This is a genomic window from Gloeocapsa sp. PCC 7428, from assembly GCF_000317555.1.
In the GTDB taxonomy this organism is placed as follows: Bacteria; Cyanobacteriota; Cyanobacteriia; order Cyanobacteriales; family Chroococcidiopsidaceae; genus Chroogloeocystis.
This window is the reverse complement of the sequence record NC_019745.1, coordinates 3774197-3795814: the sequence shown is the minus strand read 5'-3', so window position 1 is coordinate 3795814 and position 21618 is coordinate 3774197. Positions and strand designations below refer to the sequence as shown.

At 45.2% G+C, this 21618-nt stretch carries 22 protein-coding genes and 1 pseudogene; 12 read left to right on the top strand and 11 right to left on the bottom strand.

Annotated elements, in window-relative coordinates; all coding sequences use genetic code 11:
- The first annotated feature begins 101 nt into the window (after positions 1–101).
- The 6 genes from GLO7428_RS16885 to GLO7428_RS29510 all read left to right on the top strand — a co-directional run bounded on the left by GLO7428_RS16885 (position 102) and on the right by GLO7428_RS29510 (position 5981).
- Positions 102–1463 carry a CmpA/NrtA family ABC transporter substrate-binding protein gene (locus GLO7428_RS16885; protein ID WP_015189784.1) on the top strand — a complete coding sequence of 454 codons (1362 nt, stop codon included), beginning with the start codon at positions 102–104 and terminating at the stop codon, positions 1461–1463.
- 91 nt (positions 1464–1554) lie between these two features.
- Positions 1555–2394 (top strand): nitrate ABC transporter permease, encoded by an 840-nt coding sequence (gene ntrB / locus GLO7428_RS16880; RefSeq protein ID WP_015189783.1) that lies wholly within the window; start codon positions 1555–1557, stop codon positions 2392–2394.
- Between the two features lie 40 nt (positions 2395–2434).
- Positions 2435–4441 carry a nitrate ABC transporter ATP-binding protein gene (locus GLO7428_RS16875; RefSeq protein WP_015189782.1) on the top strand — a complete coding sequence of 669 codons (2007 nt, stop codon included), beginning with the start codon at positions 2435–2437 and terminating at the stop codon, positions 4439–4441.
- 128 nt (positions 4442–4569) lie between these two features.
- On the top strand, positions 4570–5337 hold the full coding sequence (locus GLO7428_RS16870; protein WP_231295638.1) for a nitrate ABC transporter ATP-binding protein: 768 nt from the start codon (positions 4570–4572) through the stop codon (positions 5335–5337).
- A gap of 104 nt (positions 5338–5441) precedes the next feature.
- Positions 5442–5801: a helix-turn-helix transcriptional regulator gene (locus GLO7428_RS16865; protein WP_015189780.1), complete on the top strand. Its 360-nt coding sequence runs from the start codon at positions 5442–5444 to the stop codon at positions 5799–5801.
- A 51-nt stretch (positions 5802–5852) separates the two neighbouring features.
- A complete protein-coding gene (locus tag GLO7428_RS29510; RefSeq protein WP_255348353.1) occupies positions 5853–5981 on the top strand; it encodes a hypothetical protein in 129 nt (42 codons plus the stop codon).
- Positions 5982–6218: 237 nt separating this feature from the next.
- Here GLO7428_RS29510 and GLO7428_RS16860 read toward each other — a convergent pair.
- From GLO7428_RS16860 to GLO7428_RS16855, 3 genes and pseudogenes are all read right to left on the bottom strand, one after another.
- Positions 6219–6864: pseudogene (locus GLO7428_RS16860) on the bottom strand (IS4 family transposase); the annotation flags it as partial.
- Between the two features lie 193 nt (positions 6865–7057).
- Complete coding sequence (locus tag GLO7428_RS27945) at positions 7058–7276, bottom strand: hypothetical protein (protein ID WP_155823763.1); 219 nt, start codon at positions 7274–7276, stop codon at positions 7058–7060.
- A gap of 111 nt (positions 7277–7387) precedes the next feature.
- Positions 7388–7702 carry a hypothetical protein gene (locus GLO7428_RS16855; protein ID WP_015189779.1) on the bottom strand — a complete coding sequence of 105 codons (315 nt, stop codon included), beginning with the start codon at positions 7700–7702 and terminating at the stop codon, positions 7388–7390.
- A gap of 843 nt (positions 7703–8545) precedes the next feature.
- On the opposite strand from GLO7428_RS16855, the gene GLO7428_RS29760 reads away from it, so the two are divergent.
- Positions 8546–8788: a hypothetical protein gene (locus GLO7428_RS29760; RefSeq protein WP_015189778.1), complete on the top strand. Its 243-nt coding sequence runs from the start codon at positions 8546–8548 to the stop codon at positions 8786–8788.
- A 369-nt stretch (positions 8789–9157) separates the two neighbouring features.
- On the opposite strand, the gene GLO7428_RS16845 is transcribed toward GLO7428_RS29760, so the two are convergent.
- Positions 9158–9376, bottom strand: coding sequence for a cell wall surface anchor (LPXTG motif) family protein (locus GLO7428_RS16845; RefSeq protein ID WP_015189777.1), 219 nt, complete (start codon positions 9374–9376; stop codon positions 9158–9160).
- Positions 9377–9822: 446 nt separating this feature from the next.
- Here GLO7428_RS16845 and GLO7428_RS16840 point away from each other — a divergent pair, with 446 nt between their 5' ends.
- A complete protein-coding gene (locus tag GLO7428_RS16840; RefSeq protein WP_015189776.1) occupies positions 9823–11088 on the top strand; it encodes a sodium-dependent bicarbonate transport family permease in 1266 nt (421 codons plus the stop codon).
- A gap of 483 nt (positions 11089–11571) precedes the next feature.
- The gene (locus tag GLO7428_RS27940; protein ID WP_155823760.1) at positions 11572–11757 is read left to right on the top strand and encodes a hypothetical protein; all 186 of its coding nucleotides are present in this window, start codon (positions 11572–11574) and stop codon (positions 11755–11757) included.
- Between the two features lie 286 nt (positions 11758–12043).
- On the opposite strand, the gene GLO7428_RS16830 is transcribed toward GLO7428_RS27940, so the two are convergent.
- The 3 genes from GLO7428_RS16830 to GLO7428_RS16820 form a co-directional block, all read right to left on the bottom strand.
- Positions 12044–12715, bottom strand: coding sequence for a DUF2459 domain-containing protein (locus GLO7428_RS16830; protein WP_015189775.1), 672 nt, complete (start codon positions 12713–12715; stop codon positions 12044–12046).
- A gap of 260 nt (positions 12716–12975) precedes the next feature.
- Positions 12976–14418, bottom strand: a complete 1443-nt coding sequence (locus tag GLO7428_RS16825; protein WP_015189774.1) for a serine/threonine-protein kinase — start codon at positions 14416–14418, stop codon at positions 12976–12978.
- A 61-nt stretch (positions 14419–14479) separates the two neighbouring features.
- Positions 14480–16432 (bottom strand): BamA/TamA family outer membrane protein, encoded by a 1953-nt coding sequence (locus GLO7428_RS16820; RefSeq protein ID WP_015189773.1) that lies wholly within the window; start codon positions 16430–16432, stop codon positions 14480–14482.
- 118 nt (positions 16433–16550) lie between these two features.
- On the opposite strand from GLO7428_RS16820, the gene GLO7428_RS16815 reads away from it, so the two are divergent.
- From GLO7428_RS16815 to GLO7428_RS16805, 3 genes are read left to right on the top strand one after another with little or no spacing between them, the layout of a single operon-like run.
- Positions 16551–17798 (top strand): lipid-A-disaccharide synthase-related protein, encoded by a 1248-nt coding sequence (locus GLO7428_RS16815; RefSeq protein ID WP_015189772.1) that lies wholly within the window; start codon positions 16551–16553, stop codon positions 17796–17798.
- A gap of 52 nt (positions 17799–17850) precedes the next feature.
- The gene (locus GLO7428_RS16810) at positions 17851–18798 is read left to right on the top strand and encodes an ABC transporter ATP-binding protein (protein ID WP_015189771.1); all 948 of its coding nucleotides are present in this window, start codon (positions 17851–17853) and stop codon (positions 18796–18798) included.
- Complete coding sequence (locus GLO7428_RS16805) at positions 18791–19564, top strand: ABC transporter permease (RefSeq protein ID WP_015189770.1); 774 nt, start codon at positions 18791–18793, stop codon at positions 19562–19564. The genes GLO7428_RS16810 and GLO7428_RS16805 overlap by 8 nt, the downstream gene beginning before the upstream one ends.
- 117 nt (positions 19565–19681) lie before the next feature.
- Here the strand turns inward: GLO7428_RS16805 and GLO7428_RS16800 are convergent, their stop codons facing one another.
- From GLO7428_RS16800 to GLO7428_RS16780, 4 genes are all read right to left on the bottom strand, one after another.
- Positions 19682–20284, bottom strand: coding sequence for a triacylglycerol lipase (locus GLO7428_RS16800; protein ID WP_015189769.1), 603 nt, complete (start codon positions 20282–20284; stop codon positions 19682–19684).
- A gap of 292 nt (positions 20285–20576) precedes the next feature.
- Positions 20577–20816 (bottom strand): type II toxin-antitoxin system HicA family toxin, encoded by a 240-nt coding sequence (locus GLO7428_RS16790; protein ID WP_015189768.1) that lies wholly within the window; start codon positions 20814–20816, stop codon positions 20577–20579.
- Positions 20817–21038, bottom strand: a complete 222-nt coding sequence (locus tag GLO7428_RS16785; protein ID WP_081588076.1) for a type II toxin-antitoxin system HicB family antitoxin — start codon at positions 21036–21038, stop codon at positions 20817–20819.
- 147 nt (positions 21039–21185) lie between these two features.
- Entirely contained in the window at positions 21186–21536 is a 351-nt protein-coding gene (locus GLO7428_RS16780; RefSeq protein WP_015189766.1) for a hypothetical protein, read from the bottom strand.
- Between the last annotated feature and the right edge of the window lie 82 nt (positions 21537–21618).

The following is a 21618-nucleotide window of genomic DNA, read 5'->3' as shown; positions in this document are numbered from 1 at the left end:
TCAAGCCTCAGTTAGAATTCATGATTCTTCTAAGGATTTCCTACTAAATAGGATTTTCAATAAATTGCTTATTGACATTATAAATTTTTCTTGGAGAGCGTATGAGCGAATTTACAAATCAATCCCGCCGTAAGTTTCTTTTAACGGCTGGAGCATCTGCGCTAGGTTCAATTTTTCTTAAAGGATGCTTAGGAAATCCGCCAGGAACAACGGTTAGTACAATGCAAGTTCAGCAAGTGACGGCTACAAACGTAAATCCTGAACAAGCTCCAGAAACTCCCAGAATTAAGTTAGGTTATATTCCAATTGTTGAATCTGCTCCATTAATTATTGCGCTAGAAAAAGGCTTTTTTGCAAAGCATGGTATGACCGGAGTTGAGCTTTCCAAACAAGCGTCTTGGGGTTCAGCAAGAGACAATATAGAAATCGGCTCGGCTGGTGGTGGTATTGATGGCGGTCAATGGCAAATGCCAATGCCACATTTAATTACTGAAGGCATCATCACTAAAGGTAACGTCAAAATTCCCATGTATGTGTTAATGCAATTAAATACTCATGGGAATGGAATTGCGGTCGCATCTAAATGGCAAGGTCAAGGCATCGATTTGAAGCTGGCACAGGGACAAGCAATTATTAGTCAGTTGAAATCGTCAAATAACATCTTTAAAGCAGCACATACATTTCCTCAAGTTAACCAAGATTTTTGGATTCGTTATTGGTTAGCTGCTGGTGGTATAAATCCTGATACCGATATCAACTTGATGCCAGTACCATCAGCGCAGACTGTTGCCAACATGAAAACAGGAACAATGGATGCCTTTAGCACTGGCGATCCTTGGCCCTACCGAATTGTTAAAGACAAGATCGGCTACATGGCAGCTTTAACGGCAGAAATTTGGAAGAATCATCCTGAAGAATACTTGGCAATTCGCGCCGACTGGGTCGATAAAAATCCTAAAGCGACAAAAGCTTTGATGAAAGGGGTTATGGAAGCGCAGCAGTGGCTAGATAATTTTGACAATCGTCAAGAAGCTGCCAATATTTTAGCTGGACGCAACTATTTCAATCTCCCAGTAGAAATTCTTACTGAACCATTCCAAGGAAAATACAACATGGGTGATGGACGCACCATTGACGATCGCTCGATGGCGGCGTTGTACTGGAAAGACGAAAAAGGCAGCGTTTCCTATCCTTACAAGAGCCATGATTTGTGGTTCCTTACCGAAAGCGTGCGTTGGGGCTTTTTACCGCCAGAAACCTTAACCAATGCCAATGCCTTAATTGACAGAGTCAACCGCGAAGATTTGTGGAAAGAAGCTGCTAAAGAATTAGGTATTCCGACAGCCGATATTCCCACCAATACATCGCGTGGTGTAGAACAATTTTTCGATGGTATTCAGTTTGACCCAGCAAATCCTACTGCTTATCTCCAGAGTTTGAAAGTCAAGCGAGTCAATGTCTAAGAGGTAATAGGTAATGGGTAATGGGTAATAGTTACCAGATTTCCAATTACCAGTTCCCAATTTCCAACTACCAACAAGGAGAACCGAATTAATGACAACATTACGCACGCGTCCTGCAAGAAGTTTACAAAATCCGTGGATATCGCGGATCAATAAACAATTTCCCGACCTTGTACCGCCAATAATTGCGATCGCAATCTTTTTAGTAATCTGGCAATTATTTTCTTTAATGCCTGGTGCAACCTTACCTGGACCAATTCAAGTTGTTCAAGACACCTGGATACTTATTTTTTGGCCCTTCTTTGACCTGGGCGGAACAAACAAAGGTTTATTTTGGCAAATCCTTGCTAGTTTACAACGAGTAGCAATTAGTTATGTTTTAGCGGCAATTTTCGGCATTGCTTTGGGGATTTTAATCGGCACAAGTAAAGTGATGTCCAAAGCTTTAGATCCTCTTTTTCAACTACTACGAACTGTACCACCGCTAGCATGGGTTCCCATTTCCCTCGCCGCATTACGCCAAAACGAACCCGCAGCATTATTTGTTATCTTCATCACCGCAATATGGCCCATCTTAATCAACACTGCCGTAGGCGTTAAACAGATTCCCCAAGACTACAACAACGTCGCCAAAGTGCTGCAACTCACCCGCAAAGAATATTTCTTCAACATACTCATTCCCGCCGCCTTACCCTACATTTTCACAGGTTTACGGATTGCGATCGGCTTAGCATGGCTAGCAATCATCGCCGCAGAAATCGTCATGTCCGGTATCGTCGGTATTGGCTTCTTCATCTGGGAAGCCTACCAAAACAACAACGTCAGCGAAGTCATTTTAGCCTTAGTCTACATCGGTATCGTCGGTTTACTCCTCGACAAACTTATGGCATGGATCGAAACCCTAATCGTACCCCAAGGACAAAAAACTTAATCCCAATTACCAATTACCAATTACTAACTACCAAACTACTATGTCTGTATTCGTTGCTGTCGATAACATTGATAAAGTCTTTGATTTAGCCGGTGGTGGGCAATACGTAGCCCTCAAAGGCATCGATCTCCAAATCAAAAAAGGCGAATTTGTTTCCTTAATCGGTCACTCTGGCTGCGGTAAATCAACACTATTAAATATGGTCGCCGGTTTAGATTTACCCTCCGATGGTGTTGTCACATTAGAAGGACAACGCATCACCAAACCAGGACCCGATCGCATGGTTGTCTTTCAAAATTATTCGCTGCTACCCTGGCGTACAGTACGTGAAAATATTGCCCTCGCGGTAAATGCAACGATGAAAGATTTACCCGCAGGCGAACGCCGCGCGATCGTCGAACAACACATCGATATGGTTGGGTTGCGTCCTCACGCCGATAAACCTCCAGAGATGCTATCCGGCGGACAAAAACAACGCGTTGCGATCGCCCGTGCTTTAGCAATCCGTCCTAAATTACTCTTACTCGACGAACCTTTCGGGGCGCTAGACGCTTTAACACGTGGTAACTTGCAAGAACAACTGATGCGGATTTGTGAGGAAAACCACGTTACCGCGATCATGGTGACACACGATGTCGATGAAGCTGTATTGCTATCCGATCGCATTGTCATGTTAACTAATGGACCCGAATCAAAAATCGGTCAAATTCTCGAAGTTGATATCCCGCGTCCCCGCAAGCGCATGGAAGTTGTCGAACACCCCAGCTACTACAGCTTGCGCAGTGAGATGATTTACTTCCTCAACCAGCAAAAACGTATTAAGAAAATTCGGGCGCGGAAAACGGCGGCGATTTCCCGTCATGGCTTAGAAAAAGTCAACCTCGAAATCGGCTTTGTTCCACTCACAGCTTGCGCCCCTGTTGCAGTAGCCAAGGAAAAAGGCTTTTTTACAAAGCATGGTTTAGACGAAGTGACCCTAGTCCGCGAAACCAGCTGGCGGGGAATTGTCGATGGTATCAGTGGCGGCTATTTAGACGCTGCGCAAATGCCTTCAGGGATGCCAATGTGGTTAACTTTAGGAGGACACGAAAACCGTCCGTTACCTGTTGCAACATCGCTAACAATGACTCGTAACGGTAACGCGATCACACTCGATAAACGTTTTTACGAGCAAGGCATTTACACCTTATCTGACTTCAAAGCGTATCTGCATTCGACCGCCAATAAACAGCATCGCATGGGGATGGTACATCCGAGTTCGATGCACAATCTTTTACTACGTTATTGGCTAGCCGCAGGTGGTATTGATCCAGACCGCGATGTTTCACTGAAAACAATTCCTCCGGCGCAAATGGTTGTAGATTTACAAGCCGGAACAATTGACGGTTACTGCGTCGGAGAACCTTGGAATATTCGCGCTGCGGAAGAAGGTGTTGGTTTTACGATCGCGACTGACTTAGAAATTTGGTTAGGACATCCAGGAAAAGTTCTTGGTGTGCGCGAAGATTGGGCAGCAGCGTATCCTAACACGCACATTGCGTTAGTCAAAGCCCTGCTAGAAGCTTGCCGTTACTGCGCAGATCCGGCAAATTCTGAAGAAGTTCGCGAAATTGTCGCCCGACGCGAGTACGTTAGCACAGATCTTACTTATATCCAAATTGAAGATCCGAATACCTCGACGTGTAGTTTGGATCGTCCGATGCGGGAGTATGCACATCACCAGTTTTACGCAGATTCAGCAATCAATCGTCCGAGTCGTACCGAACAACTTTGGATTATGACGCAACTGGCGCGTTGGGGTGATACTCCGTTTCCGAGAAACTGGGTAGAAATCGTCGAACGCATCTGCAAAGTTGGTGTCTTTAGTACCGCTGCCAGGGAACTGGGATTAGATATTAGTTACACTCGTCAGCCAATTAAGTTATTTGATGGTAGCGTGTTCAATGCTGACGATCCGATTGGTTATCTCAACGATTTAGCAATCAAACGCGATTTCTCGATCGCCGAAGTTGTGCTTGATGCGCGACGTCCGCTTGTCGCTGCTTAAGCCTCAAAAATCAATCCAAAATCCAAAATCTACAATCTGGAATTACAATGTTTAATCGCACTTTTGCCTATACCGAGACAGCAAGTCAAACCGTGTCAGTTGCAACGCAACGCGAACCTTTTTTAGTAATGGAGGATATCTCGAAGGTTTATCCCACATCAAAAGGTCCTTACACTGTTTTGGATGGTGTTAACCTCACAGTTGCTGAAGGTGAATTTATCTGTGTTATCGGTCACTCTGGTTGTGGTAAATCAACACTCCTGAATATGGTCGCAGGATTTAATCACCCAACTTCGGGAGAAGTGCGGCTAGGTTCTAAACCGATTACCAAACCAGGTCCCGATCGCATGGTCGTTTTCCAAAACTATGCCTTATTACCCTGGCGAACGGCGTTTGAAAATGTCTACTTAGCCGTTAATGCGGTTCATCCGAATAAACCTCAAGCCGAAAAAAGAGCGATTGTCCGCGAACATTTAGCAATGGTCGGACTCAGTGAAGCTGCGGATAAAAAACCACCGCAACTATCAGGAGGAATGAAACAGCGCGTGTCAATCGCGCGGGCTTTAGCGATTCGTCCGCAAGTGTTGATTTTAGACGAACCTTTTGGCGCGTTGGATGCGATTACTAAAGAGGAATTGCAAGAAGAACTGTTGAAGATTTGGAACGACCATCGCTGTACAGTTTTGATGATTACGCACGACATTGATGAAGCTTTGTTTCTCGCCGATCGCTTGGTGATGATGACGAATGGTCCTCATGCAAAAATCGGGGAAGTTATGGAAATTCCGTTTTCCCGCCCGCGCGATCGCGCCCGCATTATGGAAGATCCGCAATACTACAAGTTACGCAATTATGCGCTTGATTTCCTTTATCATCGTTTTGCCCACGATGAGTAGTGGTTGTATTCAATGTGTGGTTTGCGCTTTTTTTTGCCGCCATTATATTACTGATACGCAATATAGTGGCATTTCTTCAATCTTATGCTGTTTTAAGGATATTCATGCAATCTCCTCAAGCTCTCACCCCTGTTGCAGAATATTTCAAAGTTTTATCTGAAGTGAGTCGATTAACTGTTTTGAGTAGTCTGACTTCAGGCGCAAAAAACGTTACTGAAATTATCGCCATCACTGGACTTGGACAAGCGAATGTCTCGAAGCATTTAAAAGTCTTGCTGCAAGCGGGTATTGTGACTCGCACTCCCCAAGGGGGTAATGTCTTCTATCAAATTGCTGATCCAATTGCGTTTGAGTTATGTGAATTGGTGTGCGATCGCCTTTCGATTCGGATCAATGAACAAGCAAAACAAATCGCAGCATTGCAGAGTTTACGCGAGCGAACATCTTATAGTAATCGTGTGTAAGTTACGAGATTTTTTGGAAACGAACCACAGAGCCACAGAGGAGTCACTCTCGTGTGCAGATGTCCTCCATTGAGGAGCGGATTCGTTGCGGAGGTTCCCTACGTTGTAGAACTCCGCGTGAGCCATGGCAAAGTTGCGGGGGTTTACCCTGTTGTAGCAACTGGCGTAGAATTGGAGTAACGCAGAGGAAGAAATTTTAGTAGTGCAGAAAACTCCTGAAAAGTTTAGTGTAGCTGGATTCTCATCTTGAGAAGGAGAGCTATCCACGAGAGACTAAAGTTCCCCAACTACCGGCATCTGCCATGGACACTCCCCTGTTGTATGGTCAACTGATAGACCAACTGAGTCAATGGGTAAACACTAAAGACGTGCGCCATCTGCAAGGAGTCTCCGAAGCTGTTGGGGCGATATTGCCGTTTGTTCAATTAATTGCAGCCAAAAGCTAAAGTGATAAGATCCTCTATCTAGTAAAAGTAAAGTTTTGGCTGTGACCAAGTTTAAGACATCCAACTCAACTTTAATATCACAAGCTTTAGAATTTTCATGCCACCAAATCTCTACAGGTAATCGGGTAACTAAATCTATGACAGTTCCCATCTTTCCTGCTAATTGTCCTTGAGCAACCTCTTCCAAGCTATCAAGCTTGCAAAACACCGCTTCTAAAACCGAACACTCTACTATCCAAATCTTCTCAAACTTTGACCTACCAAATTGAACACTTTCAGGTATAGTTCGACTATTTCTGTAATACCAAGCTGCTTTTAAATGTAGTGCCAAATTCTTAAATACTTTCTCAAATAATTCGGCAGAAAATATTAACAACCGTTGAGACATTGCTTGTTGACTAACACTCAACGGACTACACCGCAAAAAACCCTCCCTGGCTAACATCCTTGTTCATTCCGTCACTCTTGCCACAGCAAGGTAGCACCGCAGCTACCATCAACGGTAGGTTGAGAATTCTGTCTCTTCACCCCAGTTGCCGATAGTATTTTTCTTGTCTTGTGAGCGCTGGTGTCAATATAGCTTCCAGTTGCGAGGCAATGGCTTCATCTTCTACCATTGGGCGATGCTTCTTTTTGGCATGGTCACGGTTGCGCCGGCTCACGGCTTCATCCCTCTATAGCTTATCTGCTATGAGTTTTACACTAACCAAGCCTGACCCTTGACAATTGTTTGGCAACCTTAGCTTGTGGCTAATGGCTTTGACCTGTCTCAATCTCGCCTACGAGACGCCTAACGGCTGACGTCACTGGTCATGCTCCTCGACACAACCCACCTGATTGCCGTCGTGGAGATGCTGTTGGTTCAGGCGGGATGCCGTTCTCAACTCGACTAGCACGGTTGAGCGGAGGTTGCGTTTTCTGCAACTGGGGCTTTGAGCGATTGCTCGGCAGTGTTATCAGCGACTGAGCTTGCCTACTTTCACCCCACTGCCCCAGCGAAGCCCTCCGAAAGCCTATGTCTTGAAGCACTACCAGCAAGTCTAAGACGCTCGCATTGAGTTCTCGCAAGTGGTGACGTTCTCCTGATCAGACCATTGACCATGGACGACAGAGTTTTCTGCACCACTAAGGGGTTTTGAGTTAGAATACGTGCGCGTGCAGTACCTCCGCGTCACAAAGATAGGCGATGCCCGAATAATTGTCGAAAAACTGCACTGCGACCTCATCCGAAATCTTCAGGGCCATATCTCGATTGGCGGTGAGCACCTCGATCTTTATATTCGAGTAGACGTCGCCAACGGTGGGTTGTCCCGATGAGCGCACGCTGCGGCTGCCTTTACCGCCAGCGGCTACCACCGTATAACCGGTAGCCCCGGCTTCGTCGATGATCTTTACAATCTGTTTCAGCAGCACCTTTTCCGTAACGATGACGAGCTTGGTGGCTTTCTGGGTCATGTGGGTTACCTCCTGACGCGTTCTTTGGCGACAATTCAAGGCAATACACTATGGTTTTGCCTTTAACCATATCTTTAAGTTTATGCCAAAGAGCGGCGAATCCACTCCCCTCTGTTGAGAAAGATTGACTCATATTAGCGGAAGCATTTTATAAAAATCACTTATCCTTTTGGCGCTATGACCACCATTCAACATCAGATGGCAGGGGGCAATAGGGACGAGGATGCCATTTGCAGTACCGTCTACTGGTAGAGTAATCAAACTTCGATTCACCATCCAACAGCGGAGCATCTCTTGAATATCATCACTCTCACCGCAGATGTTTTAGTAGTCGGCGGCGGCACGGGGGCACCGCCGCAGTGATTCAAGCCCTCGACGTAGGGCGATTCCTCCCCTATGCGAACTAATGTGTGGCAATCGACAGACTGGTCATGCAGAATTCACGCAAAAATGAATCGAAAAAACGAAGATCAGCTGGAGTAGCATCAGCCGGTGGCTGATTCCTCCGCAACCGCCTGAATCAATGAGGGCTTATAGGAATCAAGTGCGGTATAGCCGAGCAGGTTCAACTTATAAGTTTCGCTTATCAAAAGATTCGGCAAGATTGAAGCAATGTTTTGTAAAAAATGCTGCTTGTTAGCCAGGCATTGCATAAACTTAAAGATATAGTGTTTGATTAAAGTATAGGCTTATATCTATAAATTCAGCGAAAGCATCTCAAAGACATAACCACTGTTCTGAAGCCGCTACACACATCACACAGGTGGATTTTCGGCAGGTGTTCCGTGCGATACAGGCAAGCGACCTGTAAGCGATACACACAAGCAGTATGGAGCGAAAACCATGAATAAGTTTGAATCGAGGCAGTCACAGCTAAAGTTGGATACGGATGAGGGGTGGGTCGTGCAGGTGTATGGCAGTAATCGCCGCTTGCTCTGTGTTTTAGAACCCTCCCATGGTTGGATCTTCTTGATCGGTTGCGGTGTTGGTTTACTGCTTTCAGTAATTTGGATTAACGCCGCTCGCTACAGTCCCCCCTTAGAGCCGACCCCACCAACAGAGTCACCCGCATTGCACGTGGATTGATACGACCCATTGTAGGGGCGAGGTACTCTCCTTGAGACATCGTAATTGGACCTCAAGGCGACCATAGTGCGACCCATCACAGAGACGGGTGGCTAAGGCGACATCTGCATGGGTTTTGGATAGGTTGATGGAATCGGTCGGCGAGCAGAGACAGACGATCTCTGTTTGTCACTTTCTCAGGTGCGATCGCGGCTCTCAGTGCCCCGCAGAGCCAACCAGGTCAGCCGAGCCAATCTAGTCAAGGCGGTCGTTTCTGCGACCGAGGTGTTGAAAGGTATAGCCAGGTAAGTTGTGCGAGATTTTTGAGCGGCGCAATATTAGCTACTGAGGTGTTGAACAGTAAAAGTTCTTCGAGTTCATGCAAGTGAGCTAGGGGGAGAGCGATCGCAATTCTGTCAGGTCTTGTAAGGGGGTGAGATCGCTAATTTCATTACTAAAGATAAATAAGCTGTGTAGCTGGCTCAACGGGGTCAACAGATTTAGGTCGCGAATGCGGTTGTTGCCGATCGCCAAATATTCGATTTGGTCTAGCCCAGATAAAGGTGAGATATCAGAAATACGGATGTTTGCTGGGCGGATAGGCTCCATACTCCTAGTCCAATCACGACAAAGGACGGCGCAAACCAGCGAAAAGGGAGAATGACAGTCATTTGGCTCTTTGGTAAAGGGCATGTCGCATTGAGAAAACTCTGCGATCGCAATTCACATTAACCAGAGGCAGGAATCGCCAAACCAAAGAAAAATTTATGATTTCAATTTGACATTTCCATGTAACAGAGCGCAAAAATCTGTGCATTTCAGGATAGGCTTAAACACATAGAGATTCATGTCTTGATAGATCAGGTTCTATGAAGGATGGTGCAAGATAGCTATCACCTTCTAGTCCCGTTAGGAGAGCGGCCATCTCTGAACACCCTGTCGACAGGTTCTCGCGTAACGCCTGTGCTATAGAAGTGAAGCGCTTCACCTTTACTTTTTAAAGCTCACTTATCACAGTAATCGCTCCTCTTGAGAGGAGGCGGAAGGAGGTTTTAGTGGATTTCTTGTCCGATTTCTTGACGAAATTCGGGGCGCAGTTGCAGTCACCGACGCTCGCCTTTCTGATTGGTGGTATAGTCATTGCTGCCCTCGGTAGCAAACTGGAAATTCCAGATGCGATCTATAAGTTCATCGTCTTCATGCTGCTCATCAAAATCGGTCTGAGCGGCGGCATTGCGATCCGCAATTCCAATCTGACGGAGATGCTGTTGCCCGCGCTGTTCGCCGTGGTAACGGGGATGCTTATTGTGTTCATCGGGCGCTACACGTTGGCCAAGCTGCCAGGCATTAGAACCGTGGATGCCGTTGCGACCGCAGGCTTGTTCGGTGCTGTGAGTGGCTCTACCCTCGCTGCCGGCATAACAGTACTGGAAGCGCAAGGCATCGAATATGAGGCCTGGGCCGGCGCACTCTATCCCTTCATGGACATCCCAGCGCTCGTGACTGCGATCGTCGTGGCTAGCATTTATACTAGCAAGAAAAAGTCTCTCCGCGAGCAGCACCGTACCGCAGGCGCGTCTTTCAGTACCGCAGGCGAGTCTTTCAGTACCGCAAGCGAGTCTTTCAGTACCGCAGGCGCATCTTTCAGTACCGCAGGCGCATCTTTCAGTACCGCAGGCGAGTCTTTCAGTACCGCAGGCGAGTCTTTCAGTACCGCAGGCGAGTATCCCAGCAAGCCGGAGTATCCCACCAGCAGGCAGGAGTATCGCAGCCAGCAGCGCATTACCGCAAGCGGGTATCCCAGCAAGCAGCGTGAGCGGGTCAAAATATGGCCCATTGTGAAGGAAAGCCTCGAGGGTTCTGCCCTATCGGCACTGCTACTCGGTCTCGCTCTAGGTCTGCTAACTCGGCCAGAAAGTGTCTTTGAAAGCTTCTACGAGCCACTCTTCCGCGGTCTGCTTTCGATACTGATGCTGGTAATGGGTATGGAGGCCTGGTCAAGGCTTGGCGAGCTGCGCAAGGTGGCCCAGTGGTACGCCCTATACGCCTTGGTGGCGCCGCTGCTGCATGGGTTTATCGCCTTCGGTCTCGGCATGATTGCCCACTACGCCACGGGGTTCAGCCCTGGCGGCATCGCGCTACTGGCCATCATTGCCTGCTCCAGTTCAGACATCTCAGGACCGCCCACTTTACGAGCCGGTATCCCGTCGGCCAATCCCTCCGCCTACATAGGCGCTTCCACAGCCATCGGTACGCCGGTTGCGATTGCCATAGGAATACCACTCTTTGTTGGGCTTGCCCAGGCGCTGATGGGCAGCTGAATCGCAGACGCGTCACGGTCTGCCAGTACTTCCCTGACCTGGTAGGGCTGATTCATTGTAGTGAAAGTAAAACACGGTGGCGCAAACGGTTCTGGAACACTAAGATTGCCAGTTTCGCCTTCGAGGACTATCAAGCCGTGTTGGAGAGGACATATGAGCAGATTTCGCCCAGGTGTTTGGTCACACTCCTGGCAGACAGGGGCTTTGACCATAAGCACCTGTTGCAATGGCTACACGCTCATCAGTGGGAGTGAGCCATTCGACTGAAAGGTGGTGTCTCAGTCCATTTAGCCTCTGGACGGCTCTGTCGAGTGGATGACCTCTGGTCGCCGCAAGACGAAGCCTATCTCTACCGACAATTGAATATGACGAGATTGAGGCACACCTCGCCACTGCGCATCTGTCAACTGTTGCAAAGCCCTGAGCGGTACTGTCTAGCTTGCCCCCGTCCCTCCAAACCTTTGAAGTGTATAGTCAACGCTATTGCGCCATAGAACCGCATTTCAAGGATTACAAGTCGGCGGGCTTCGACCTGTCTCAATCTCGCCTACGAGACGCCCAACGGCTGACGTCACTGGTCATGCTCCTCGACACAACCCACCTGATTGCCGTCGTGGAGATGCTGTTGGTTCAGGCGGGATGCCGTTCTCAACGCGACTCGCACAGTAAGCGGAGGTTGCGTTTTCTGCAACTGGGGCTTTGAGCGATTGCTCGGCAGTGTTATCAGCGACTGAGCTTGCCTACTTTCACCCCACTGCCCCAGCGAAGCCCTCTGAAAGCCTATGTCTTGAAGCACTACCAGCAAGTCTAAGACGCTCGCATTGAGTTCTCGCAAGTGGTGACGTTCTCCTGATCAGACCATTGACCATGGACGACAGCGTTTTCTGCACCACTAAGGAAAGAAATAGTGAGAGTGCCTAAACAATTCAGAATTGTTATAAATAAAAAATAGTAATTAATTAGGATTTCTGCTTACATGAAACATAACAGCTTGCGGAATTCCAGCCCATAGAGGTGTGTTGATGTTTGCTTGTCTTAATCCTTCGGCAGTCCAATTATTGCTATTTCTTAAAATTGAATAATGACCTTTTGCCTCATAATAGCTAGCGTCTGATTCATCACTACGCACGAATAATATTGTTTGTCCTTGAGGAGTTAATTCAAAAGAATTTTGAATAAAGTGTACAGTGTTTAGATAGTTTGAGGTATTGACTCCTACACAGTGAATATCATGACTTTGGGGTATTTCTGGATACCCTTCTACTCGCATAAGTGACCCACGAGAGAAGAATAGAGCTTGTATCCCAAGGGGAACGATTTCCTGAATTTGATTAGGATTTGTAGGATAAAAGTCGCGATCGCCCCAACCAAAACCTAGGTATTGATAATTTTCTGAAGGCTGTTTACCGATTTCTTTAAGATTTAAAAATTGTTGCCAATTATATACATTATTCCGTACAGGTACAATAATATTAGTATGAATGCCAACTTGATTAACGCAGATATTTACATCATTTTCTTGGGAAGAAATGTTCCATCTTCTTGGAATTAATGAAACAATTAAGAGTAAAGAAAAAAGACCTGCAAGAGTAATACAAAAGAAGAAACAAGCTTTTTTAAAAGACATTAATTTGTTAATTCATCGTTCTGAGTGGTTAGTGACTAGTTACTAGTCACCCTTCACCTTTACTAACCATTTTTGGTAACACTAATCAACCAAATTTGATATAAATTTCAGCTAAGGTTTGACCAAAGCGACTAGCGATTTTCAATTAGCATTTAGCTAAGATCTAATACTAGATTTGACTGGAGTTTTAGCCGCCAAGCCTATATTGAGTAGGATATGCGATCGCCCTCGCAACAATCAACACGCGATCGCACTCTTGCTTATTCTGGCTGAGGTGGAGATTGAGGAGGTGCATCTAAATTATCACCTGTTTGTGGTTCTTCAGTTGCTTCGGGTGGTGTTGGGGAAGCAGGTTGTGTTGGAACTACAATTGATGGTGCTTCTTCTGTCGGTGACGATTCTTCAGAGGGTGGTTCAGTTGTAGGTTGTGGCGTGTCTACTACAGGAGGCGATTCGGGTGCTGGATCTGGTACAGGCGATTCCGCTGGAGATGATGGTGTTTCTGTTGGTGTTGCTGATTCTTCTGGTTCAACACGGTTACGCGGACGCCAACGAAAAGGCGCTGGTTCTTCTGGGGGTGTCGTTGCTTCGGTTTGCGGTGATGGCGTGACTTGGGTGTCATTTTCACCAGTTTGTTGAATATTACCTGGTGGAACGATCGCCGGTGCAGTTGGTTGAGTATCATCCTCGGATAGTACATTTGCAACGGCAACCGCAGCCACTCCGGCAATTACTGCGGCTCCAATACCGAGTAAAATTCCAGTAGATAACCCTCGTCTTTGCTGAGGGACAACTACTTGTTGTGGAGGTTCAATCGATTGTGGTTGGGGAATGACCGCAACTGTAGCAGCGGTGTGAGTTGGTGATGGTTGTGTTTGCATCTCCGCCGCAGTGAAAGACGCTGAAGGTAATAAAGCAAGCCATTCTGCGACTATTGCAGGGCGAAACTTTGCTTCTACCGCCATTCCACGCATGACAGCTTGGTTAATCGCAATACTCAGTTGCGGTTGGAGATCGCGGGGTGTTTGCATCGGGACGCGATCGCGTAAACTTGCTGCAACCGGAACTTTCGCTGTTAATAACGAATATAATGTCGCTGCTAAACCGTACACATCAGTTGCGGGTGTACGCGGTGCGTGAGGTAGATACTGTTCGATTGGTGCGTAGCCTTCGGAGACAATATTCGTATGCGTTTGTGTATGACCTGGAGTAAATTCGCGGGCAATACCAAAGTCAATTAAAACAACTTCCTGCGTACCTTGGCGTAAGATAATATTTTGTGGTTTAACGTCGCGATGTAATAAATTATTTTTATGTACTACTTGTAAAGCTGCTGCGATTTGGCGAATGTAGTGAATTGCCGTTGCTTCTGGAAGCGGATTGTTAGGAAAAACAACTTGATCCAGCGTTTGACCAGGAACGTAGTCCATCACCATATAAGGTAATGCGTCTTCCACAAAAAAATCGCTCACGCGGACAATATTAGGATGGACGCAAGTTGCTAATCTGCGGGCTTCATCCTGAAATTGCCGATAGAAACTGACAAAATCAGGATGCTGGCGTAGTTCTTCGTTGATTGTTTTAATAACGACAACTTGGCCTAAGTAGTGGTGAGTCGCTTTAAACGTAATTCCAAAGCCACCGCGCCCAATTTCTTGGTCTAGCGTGTATTTCCCGCGTTGCAATTTTTTTCCTACTAGCATAGTCAAGCCTCCCCACCGAACGATAAAGTATAAATACCGACTTCTACTTTATCGCTCCTCCTTAAAAGCGATGACCGAATCCGAATTGTAAGCGACTTTCTCCTTGGTCATTGAATCCAAAATCAGCACGAATTAAACCAATCGGTGAATCTACCCGCACGCCAGCACCGTAGCCAAAGCCCGATCCTGGTTTGTCGCGGACTACCGCAGGTTCTCCAAGTACTGTGTCTCCCGAACCTAAATCGGAAGCAAAGTCAGCAAAAACGACTCCTCCCAAAAAATCGAGGATTGGAAAGCGGTATTCTGCCGAAGCTAACACAAACGATCGCCCACTGCCAACTTCTCCAATACCATAACCGCGTACTGAATTCAAACCGCCTAAGTTAAATGCTTCATACGGTGGTAAATCGCCAATTGTTGTTCCACCTTGAACGTTAAAAGCAAACACTTCAGAATCGCGATCGCCACCAACGAGATCGACCGGAACATATTGACTATAATTCGCACGCAGGCGACTCATCGAAATTGCACCTTGACCGATGGGAATTGACTGTTCCGCGCTGAGGCTGAGTACAGAACCTTCTGTCGGATTGATAAAGTTGTTGCGAAAATCGCGCGTTGCTGTAAAAGAGATCGTTGCCAAATCGTCGATTCCTGTACCGCTTAACGTTAAGGGATTTCCTAACTCATCTTGAGGAGAAATATTACCGGCGCGATCGCGGATACTGGTACGTTTGTAGTTTAACCCCATTGACGCTTGCCAATCATCAATCGGGCGCTGTAAAGTGACGCTTCCGCCAAATTGTCCTTCGCGTGGGCGATCGTCGTTTGGTAACGAAACATCACCATCAAAGGTTTGCGAGATTCCGCGACGGCGAAATGCATTAACTTGATACCCGAAGCGATCGGGGTTACTCGCGCGATACGGACTTGTGAAATTTGTATCAAATTGAATATCGCGGCGACTGATTTGGATATCAGCCCCAATCGAATCATTCACGCCGCTAAAATTAAAGTCTTTGTAGCTGACTGTCGCAAATAACCCGCTATCATCATTGTATCCACCACCTAAATTTGCGGCACGTGCAGGCGCTTCTGTCAAGTCATAAATGACATCAACTTTTGTTGCATCGCCTTCTAACGCGACGCGGACGTTTTGAAATAATCCCAGTTGATACAGTTGTTGTAAGTCTTGTTTAACAGTTTCTTCGCGGAAAACTTGCCCAGGTTTGACATTCAATTCACGCCGGAGAAAATCAGGTTGCGTTCGTCCTTGAATTGGCTTACCTTTATCATCAACAAATCGCCCATCTTCATCAGAAAAGCGGAATTTGACATCGTTAATTAAGCCTTCTGCGACTTCTAGCGTGAGTACGCCTTGTGGGTTAGGGCGAATTGCGATAACCCGCGCTAGGGTATAACCATTTTGAGCATACCACTCATTAATTTGCTCGACACTTTGACTGAGCGCTGCTGGACTAATCGGATTGCCAATTTGCGGTTTTATGCTCTCTATTGCTACATTCTGTGGTAGAGCTTTTGCGTTTGCAAGTTGCAGCGAATGCACAACCACAGGTTCAACCTGAAACACAACATTTAACCCCGTCGCCGTCGGGTTACTACTTACCGTAGCATTGCTAAATAAATTTGTTGCTAAAATTGCGGCGACATCTTGTTGTAACTGACTTTCACTCGTTTCTCCCCCGACACGAGTTTTAATTGCATTGCGCGCGATTTGCTGTAATTCTTCGCTTGCGCCGACGATTTGGACATCTGTTGCAGTTACAAACAACTCGTTACGCGCTGCGGGTAACGGTTGCGAAGTCGTTGCTACGCGTGTTGAATTTGATGTTGATTCGCTCGTGGGAATAACAACCGCATTTTGATATTCTTGATAATACTGCACATCACTGCTGGGAACAACAACTTGAGGGCTAGCCGTCGCCAGTGATGTATAAATTAACTCTATAGCAGTCAGCCCAATCAAGGTATAAATGGCAGTATTAGAACGCATAAGAAAAGAGGGAATAGGAGCGAGGGGCGAGGAGCGAGTAATTAGCCTTTTGATTTAGTATATTACCAATTACTCATTACCCAGTTACAGACACTTACTGGTGTTATTTTGTTTCTGAATGAATAATTTATCAGCATTTTCCCCAGATTCTCCGATAAAGTTACTTTGCCTTAGTAATGGTCACGGTGAAGATATTATCGCTGTGCGAATTCTTCAAGAATTACAGCAGTTAACTGCAATTGACATCGCCGCTTTACCCATAGTTGGCGAAGGGCGCGCTTACACTCAATTTAGTATTCCCATTATTGGGAAAGTTCAAATAATGCCTTCTGGTGGATTTATTTATATGGATGGGCGACAAGTATTGCGAGATTTACAAGGAGGTTTGCTAAAACTCACTTTGTCTCAAATTAAGGTCGTTCGTAGTTGGGCAAAACAAGGCGGAACGATTTTAGCGGTAGGTGATATTGTACCGTTACTTTTTGCTTGGGCAAGTGGGGCAAATTACGCTTTTGTCGGAACAGCCAAATCAGAATATTATCGACAAGATGAATTGGGATGGCATTCTCGAAAGTCGCCACTCTCGCGCTTAGAAAATTTGTCAGCTTCAGTTTACCATCCTTTCGACCGTTATTTGATGCGTCACCCGCGTTGCAAAGCGGTTTTTCCCAGAGACACATTAACAACCAAAACCTTACAAAAATGGGTAATTCCCGCGTTTGATTTGGGAAACCCGATGATGGATCGATTAGAGGCGCAGAATTTATTAAAGTTAGAACCCGATCCGCAGCGGTTAACAATTCTCTTGCTTCCTGGTTCGCGCCCTCCCGAAGCTTACGCAAATTGGCAACAAATTCTTGTCGCTGTCACCGAATTAATCGCCACCTTTCCAACGCGATCGCTTGTTTTTTTGGCTGCGATCGCCCCCACATTAACTTTAGAACCACTGTGTCAAAGTCTTGTCGATTCAGGTTTTGCGCAAGATAACTTGACATTTAAACATAAAAATGCATCTATTATTCTGACTCAAAATGCTTACAACGATTGCTTACACCAAGCAGACTTAGCAATTGCAATGGCGGGAACAGCCACCGAACAATTTATTGGTTTAGGTAAACCGGCGATCGCGTTTCCTGGAAATGGACCACAATATACTTATGCCTTTGCGGAAGCCCAAAGCCGTCATCTTGGTTCGTCATTAACATTAGTCGAACATCCAAAACAAGTTGCGGATGCAGTGCGATCGCTACTTCAAGATCCTCAAAAACTCGAACAAATCGCCAAAAATGGCTACCAACGCATGGGACAACCAGGCGCAGCCCATCGCATCGCCCAATGTTTAGTTCAACAATTCAACTTAGAATAGATTACAGATGGTAAAGTCTTAGGCTTTTCCTCGCTCATTCACCGCAGGCAAGATGCCTGCCATACAACACGCCCCTCTCTTGATTGCGCTCGAAGTTTATAATTTACACAAAACCTACAAACAGCGTCAAAAGCTTATCGAGGCTGTACGCGGTGTTTCGTTAAATATCAATTCCGGTGAAATTCTTGCATTTCTTGGTCCCAATGGTGCCGGAAAAACAACTTGCATCAAAATGATCGCCGGTTTAATCAAGCCTGATGTTGGAACTGTGCGAATTGCGGGTTCTGACCCGCATCGCAATCCGCGATCGCTACGCTTGGTAGGTGCAGTTTTAGAAGGAAACCGCAATCTTTACTGGCGACTGACTCCCGAAGAGAACTTAGAGTATTTTGGCACATTACGCGGGTTAAATCGCCGTGTAGCCTATAAAAACGGACTGCAATTATTAGAAAGATTCGACTTGATATCAAAACGCCGCGCCCCAGTGCAAACACTTTCACGCGGAATGCAGCAAAAGCTGGCGATCGCTGTCGCATTAGTTCACAATCCACGCTTGTTATTACTCGATGAACCAACATTAGGTTTAGATGTGGAAGCTAGTCAAAATGTCAAAGTTTTAGTAAGAGAAATTGCACAAGAAGGCTGCGCGATTCTACTCACAACACATCAACTCGATGTCGCAGAAGAAATATCAGATCGCGTCGCGATTATTCAACAAGGCAAAATTTTAGCCGAGGAATCGACGCGTGAAATTATTCGGCGTTTTTCGGGTTCAACTTATATTATTGAGTTTACGGGTGAATTAGATCCTGTGCAAATCAGTAAACTTGAATCTTTGGGTGTCACCGTTCAAGCTGATAAAATCGTTTACGATGGCATACCCGCAGGTTTATATCAAGTTTTAGCTTTTCTTAATCCTTTACCTTTAGTTCAAGTCAAACAACAAGCTGACTTAACGCAAGTCTTCCTCAAAATTGTCCGAGAAAACCGTAATGCTTGAACTATTTTTAGCTGAACTCAAACGCAGTTGGATTGAGTTTACGCGCTATCCTGTTGATGCCGTTGCTGGAGTTTTTATCATTACATCCGTATTTTACGGTTTATTTCTCAGTGCCCGTTACATTGCAGGTCCCAATTTACAATTTGGCGATCGCCTAGATGCAATTGTCGTTGGCTATGTGCTGTGGACTTTGGTAATCTTTGTTGTTACGAGTATTGTTAGCATTCTGCAAATTGAAGCACAAACGGGAACTTTAGAGCAAGTCATGCTCACGCCCTATGGTGTATCACGGGTGTTTTTAGCACGTGCGATCGCAAGTTTAACGATCAATATTGTCTTAATTACAGGAATTTTACTACTAATTCTCTTACTAACAGGACGACGATTATATTTTCCCCCAACTTTAATTTTGCCACTTCTCACAGTTTTATTCGGTGCTTATGGTTTAGCCTTCCTTATGGCTTCTTTAGCTTTACTATTTAAACGTATTCAGCAATTACTTGGGCTGACGCAATTTGCTTTATTGTTTTTATTAACGGTTCCGAGCGAAACTTGGAGCGGAACGCTATCAATTGTAAGATTGCTGTTACCAATGACAATGGGTGCAGGAATTCTCCGCGATTTAATGGCACGTAATCTAAGTTTAAACTTTGTTGAAATTTCGCTTGCCTTTCTCAATGGATTAGGATATCTAGTCTTAGGTTTAGTAGTATTTCGTCGTGCAGAAGTTGTAGCAAAGCGCCGAGGAATTTTAGGAGGATATTAAAAACGTCAATTAGGGTTTCATGTGTACCAAAGACGCTTTTGCAAATTTGATGAGCTGGATACAGGGTAAGTAGGCGATCGCTTGTTTAGTGTAAGCATTTGTTGTACCGTGCAATTTTTAACTAGGTTCCTGTATAAGAGCCTCAGCGACTACTTGCATCACTCTATTACTAAAAGGCATACAGTCATGCCAAATAACAGGAATTTGCACGGAGTTACCAATGGGAAGTATTGAAGAACTAGCTGGCAAAATTACCACATCAAAGAAAGTCCAAATGGTCGTACAACTAACAGATGCCAAGCATTCAATATGCCGATCTAGCATCTTTAAGAATGGGCTATTTGGTCGCATTTGACGACATCCTATATGCGACAAGAGATATGCAGTCCACGTTCCGCGATGGGGTGTAGAAATGCTGATGAAACGTTGAACTCGATTAACTCCACCTAAACACTGAAGATAATATCGACCTGCAAGCCCACCCATACTGAAGCCTACAATATCTATAGGTTGCTCTAGGGAAAAGTTTCTGCTGATATAGTCTTCAATTTGCCGTGCCCAATGTTCTAATCCTAGTTCTCCCGTACTTGGTTCAAAACTAAGAGAATAAGTATGCCATCCTAAATGACTTAGATAATCTGCCAGTTTACTCATTTGCAGGTGGCTAGAAATTCGACCATGAAGCAATAGAACAGGATTACGGATAGACATCACATTCATACGAGTTCATTATCTAATGAAGTAGCAGCAATCTCCCCACCAATACTCTAAAAGTCATCTGCTACTCATGCTCAATCGTCTTTAAGAACTCTTCGGCTGTAATTATGATCGCACTCCGAAATGGATTTAATACAAGCAAATCTTTGTCGCCAGTAATTATGTACTGGGATTCTCTATTAGCTATATGGTAGGGAAAAAGTAGAGATTTCGGTTCTATCAAATATTTAAACATATTTATAACCATATTTTTTATGTATAGTTTGGTAGCAACTTGTGAACTGCTGACAACCACTTAGCTTTGATTATATGCTTCTAAAAATTCTTCTCTAGAAATTCCAGTCTGAGTGCAGATAGCTCTCAACGTTCCACTTTTAATAGTCGAGTGATTTGGCATAACTAACGGTGTCTCTGTTCCATCTTCATTCTCGCGTTTCATGACGATGTGTTCTCGTTCACGAACGATTTTAAAACCTAATAGCTCAAACGCTTTGACTACACGCTTCTTAGGTGCATCGACTGGAAACTTCGGCATCTAGAGTATAACTCCAGCCTCAGCAATAAAAACCTCTACACATGGAACATCTTCTAGCATTTCTTTGCCAAAAACTTCAATGTAGCAGGTGATCGCCGATTTTACATCTGATAAGGCTTCTTCATACGTATCTCCCTGCCCAACAATCGCACCCGCAACACCAATAGGGTAAGCAACATATCCATCTGGATGCTTTTCAATAATAATTTTGAACTGCTTCATTGATTTCTCATTTCTAGAGACATCCAGATTCATTTGAGTTGAAAAGTAATTTGACTAGTATTTATTACTCTTATCGTGCCACAAATATTGGTATAGTACCAAGACCTAGTTGCACTATAGATGTTAAGGTCCAAGACAAGTAAATTATTATGGGGCAGAATCTACAAAGTGGATAATTCGTTCAATCATTCCAGTGGCAGACAGATCGCCAATCATCAACCCGTGTGACAATATTTCTCCATTACTACGCTGCAATCGCCATTGCAATCGAAACACATTATGATGCATATCAACATCTCCTTCTGGTTCTAAGATATGATCGAAAAGTGTTCGGAATCGCTCGATTAAGGCTTGCATTTCTTCAATTCCCTGAACTGGGTTTGGAATATGCGGATCGAGGTAAATCACGTCAGTTGCTAAACAATTAATTAGGAAGCTATATCTCTCATTTGAAGTTGTTGCATTCCAGGCTGATAGATAATTATCGATGGATTGCATAATTAACTCTCTTTTTAGATTTGTATTAAATTATGAAAATATTGATATGCAAGTTTAGAATTATACAATGCACTGTTTTATT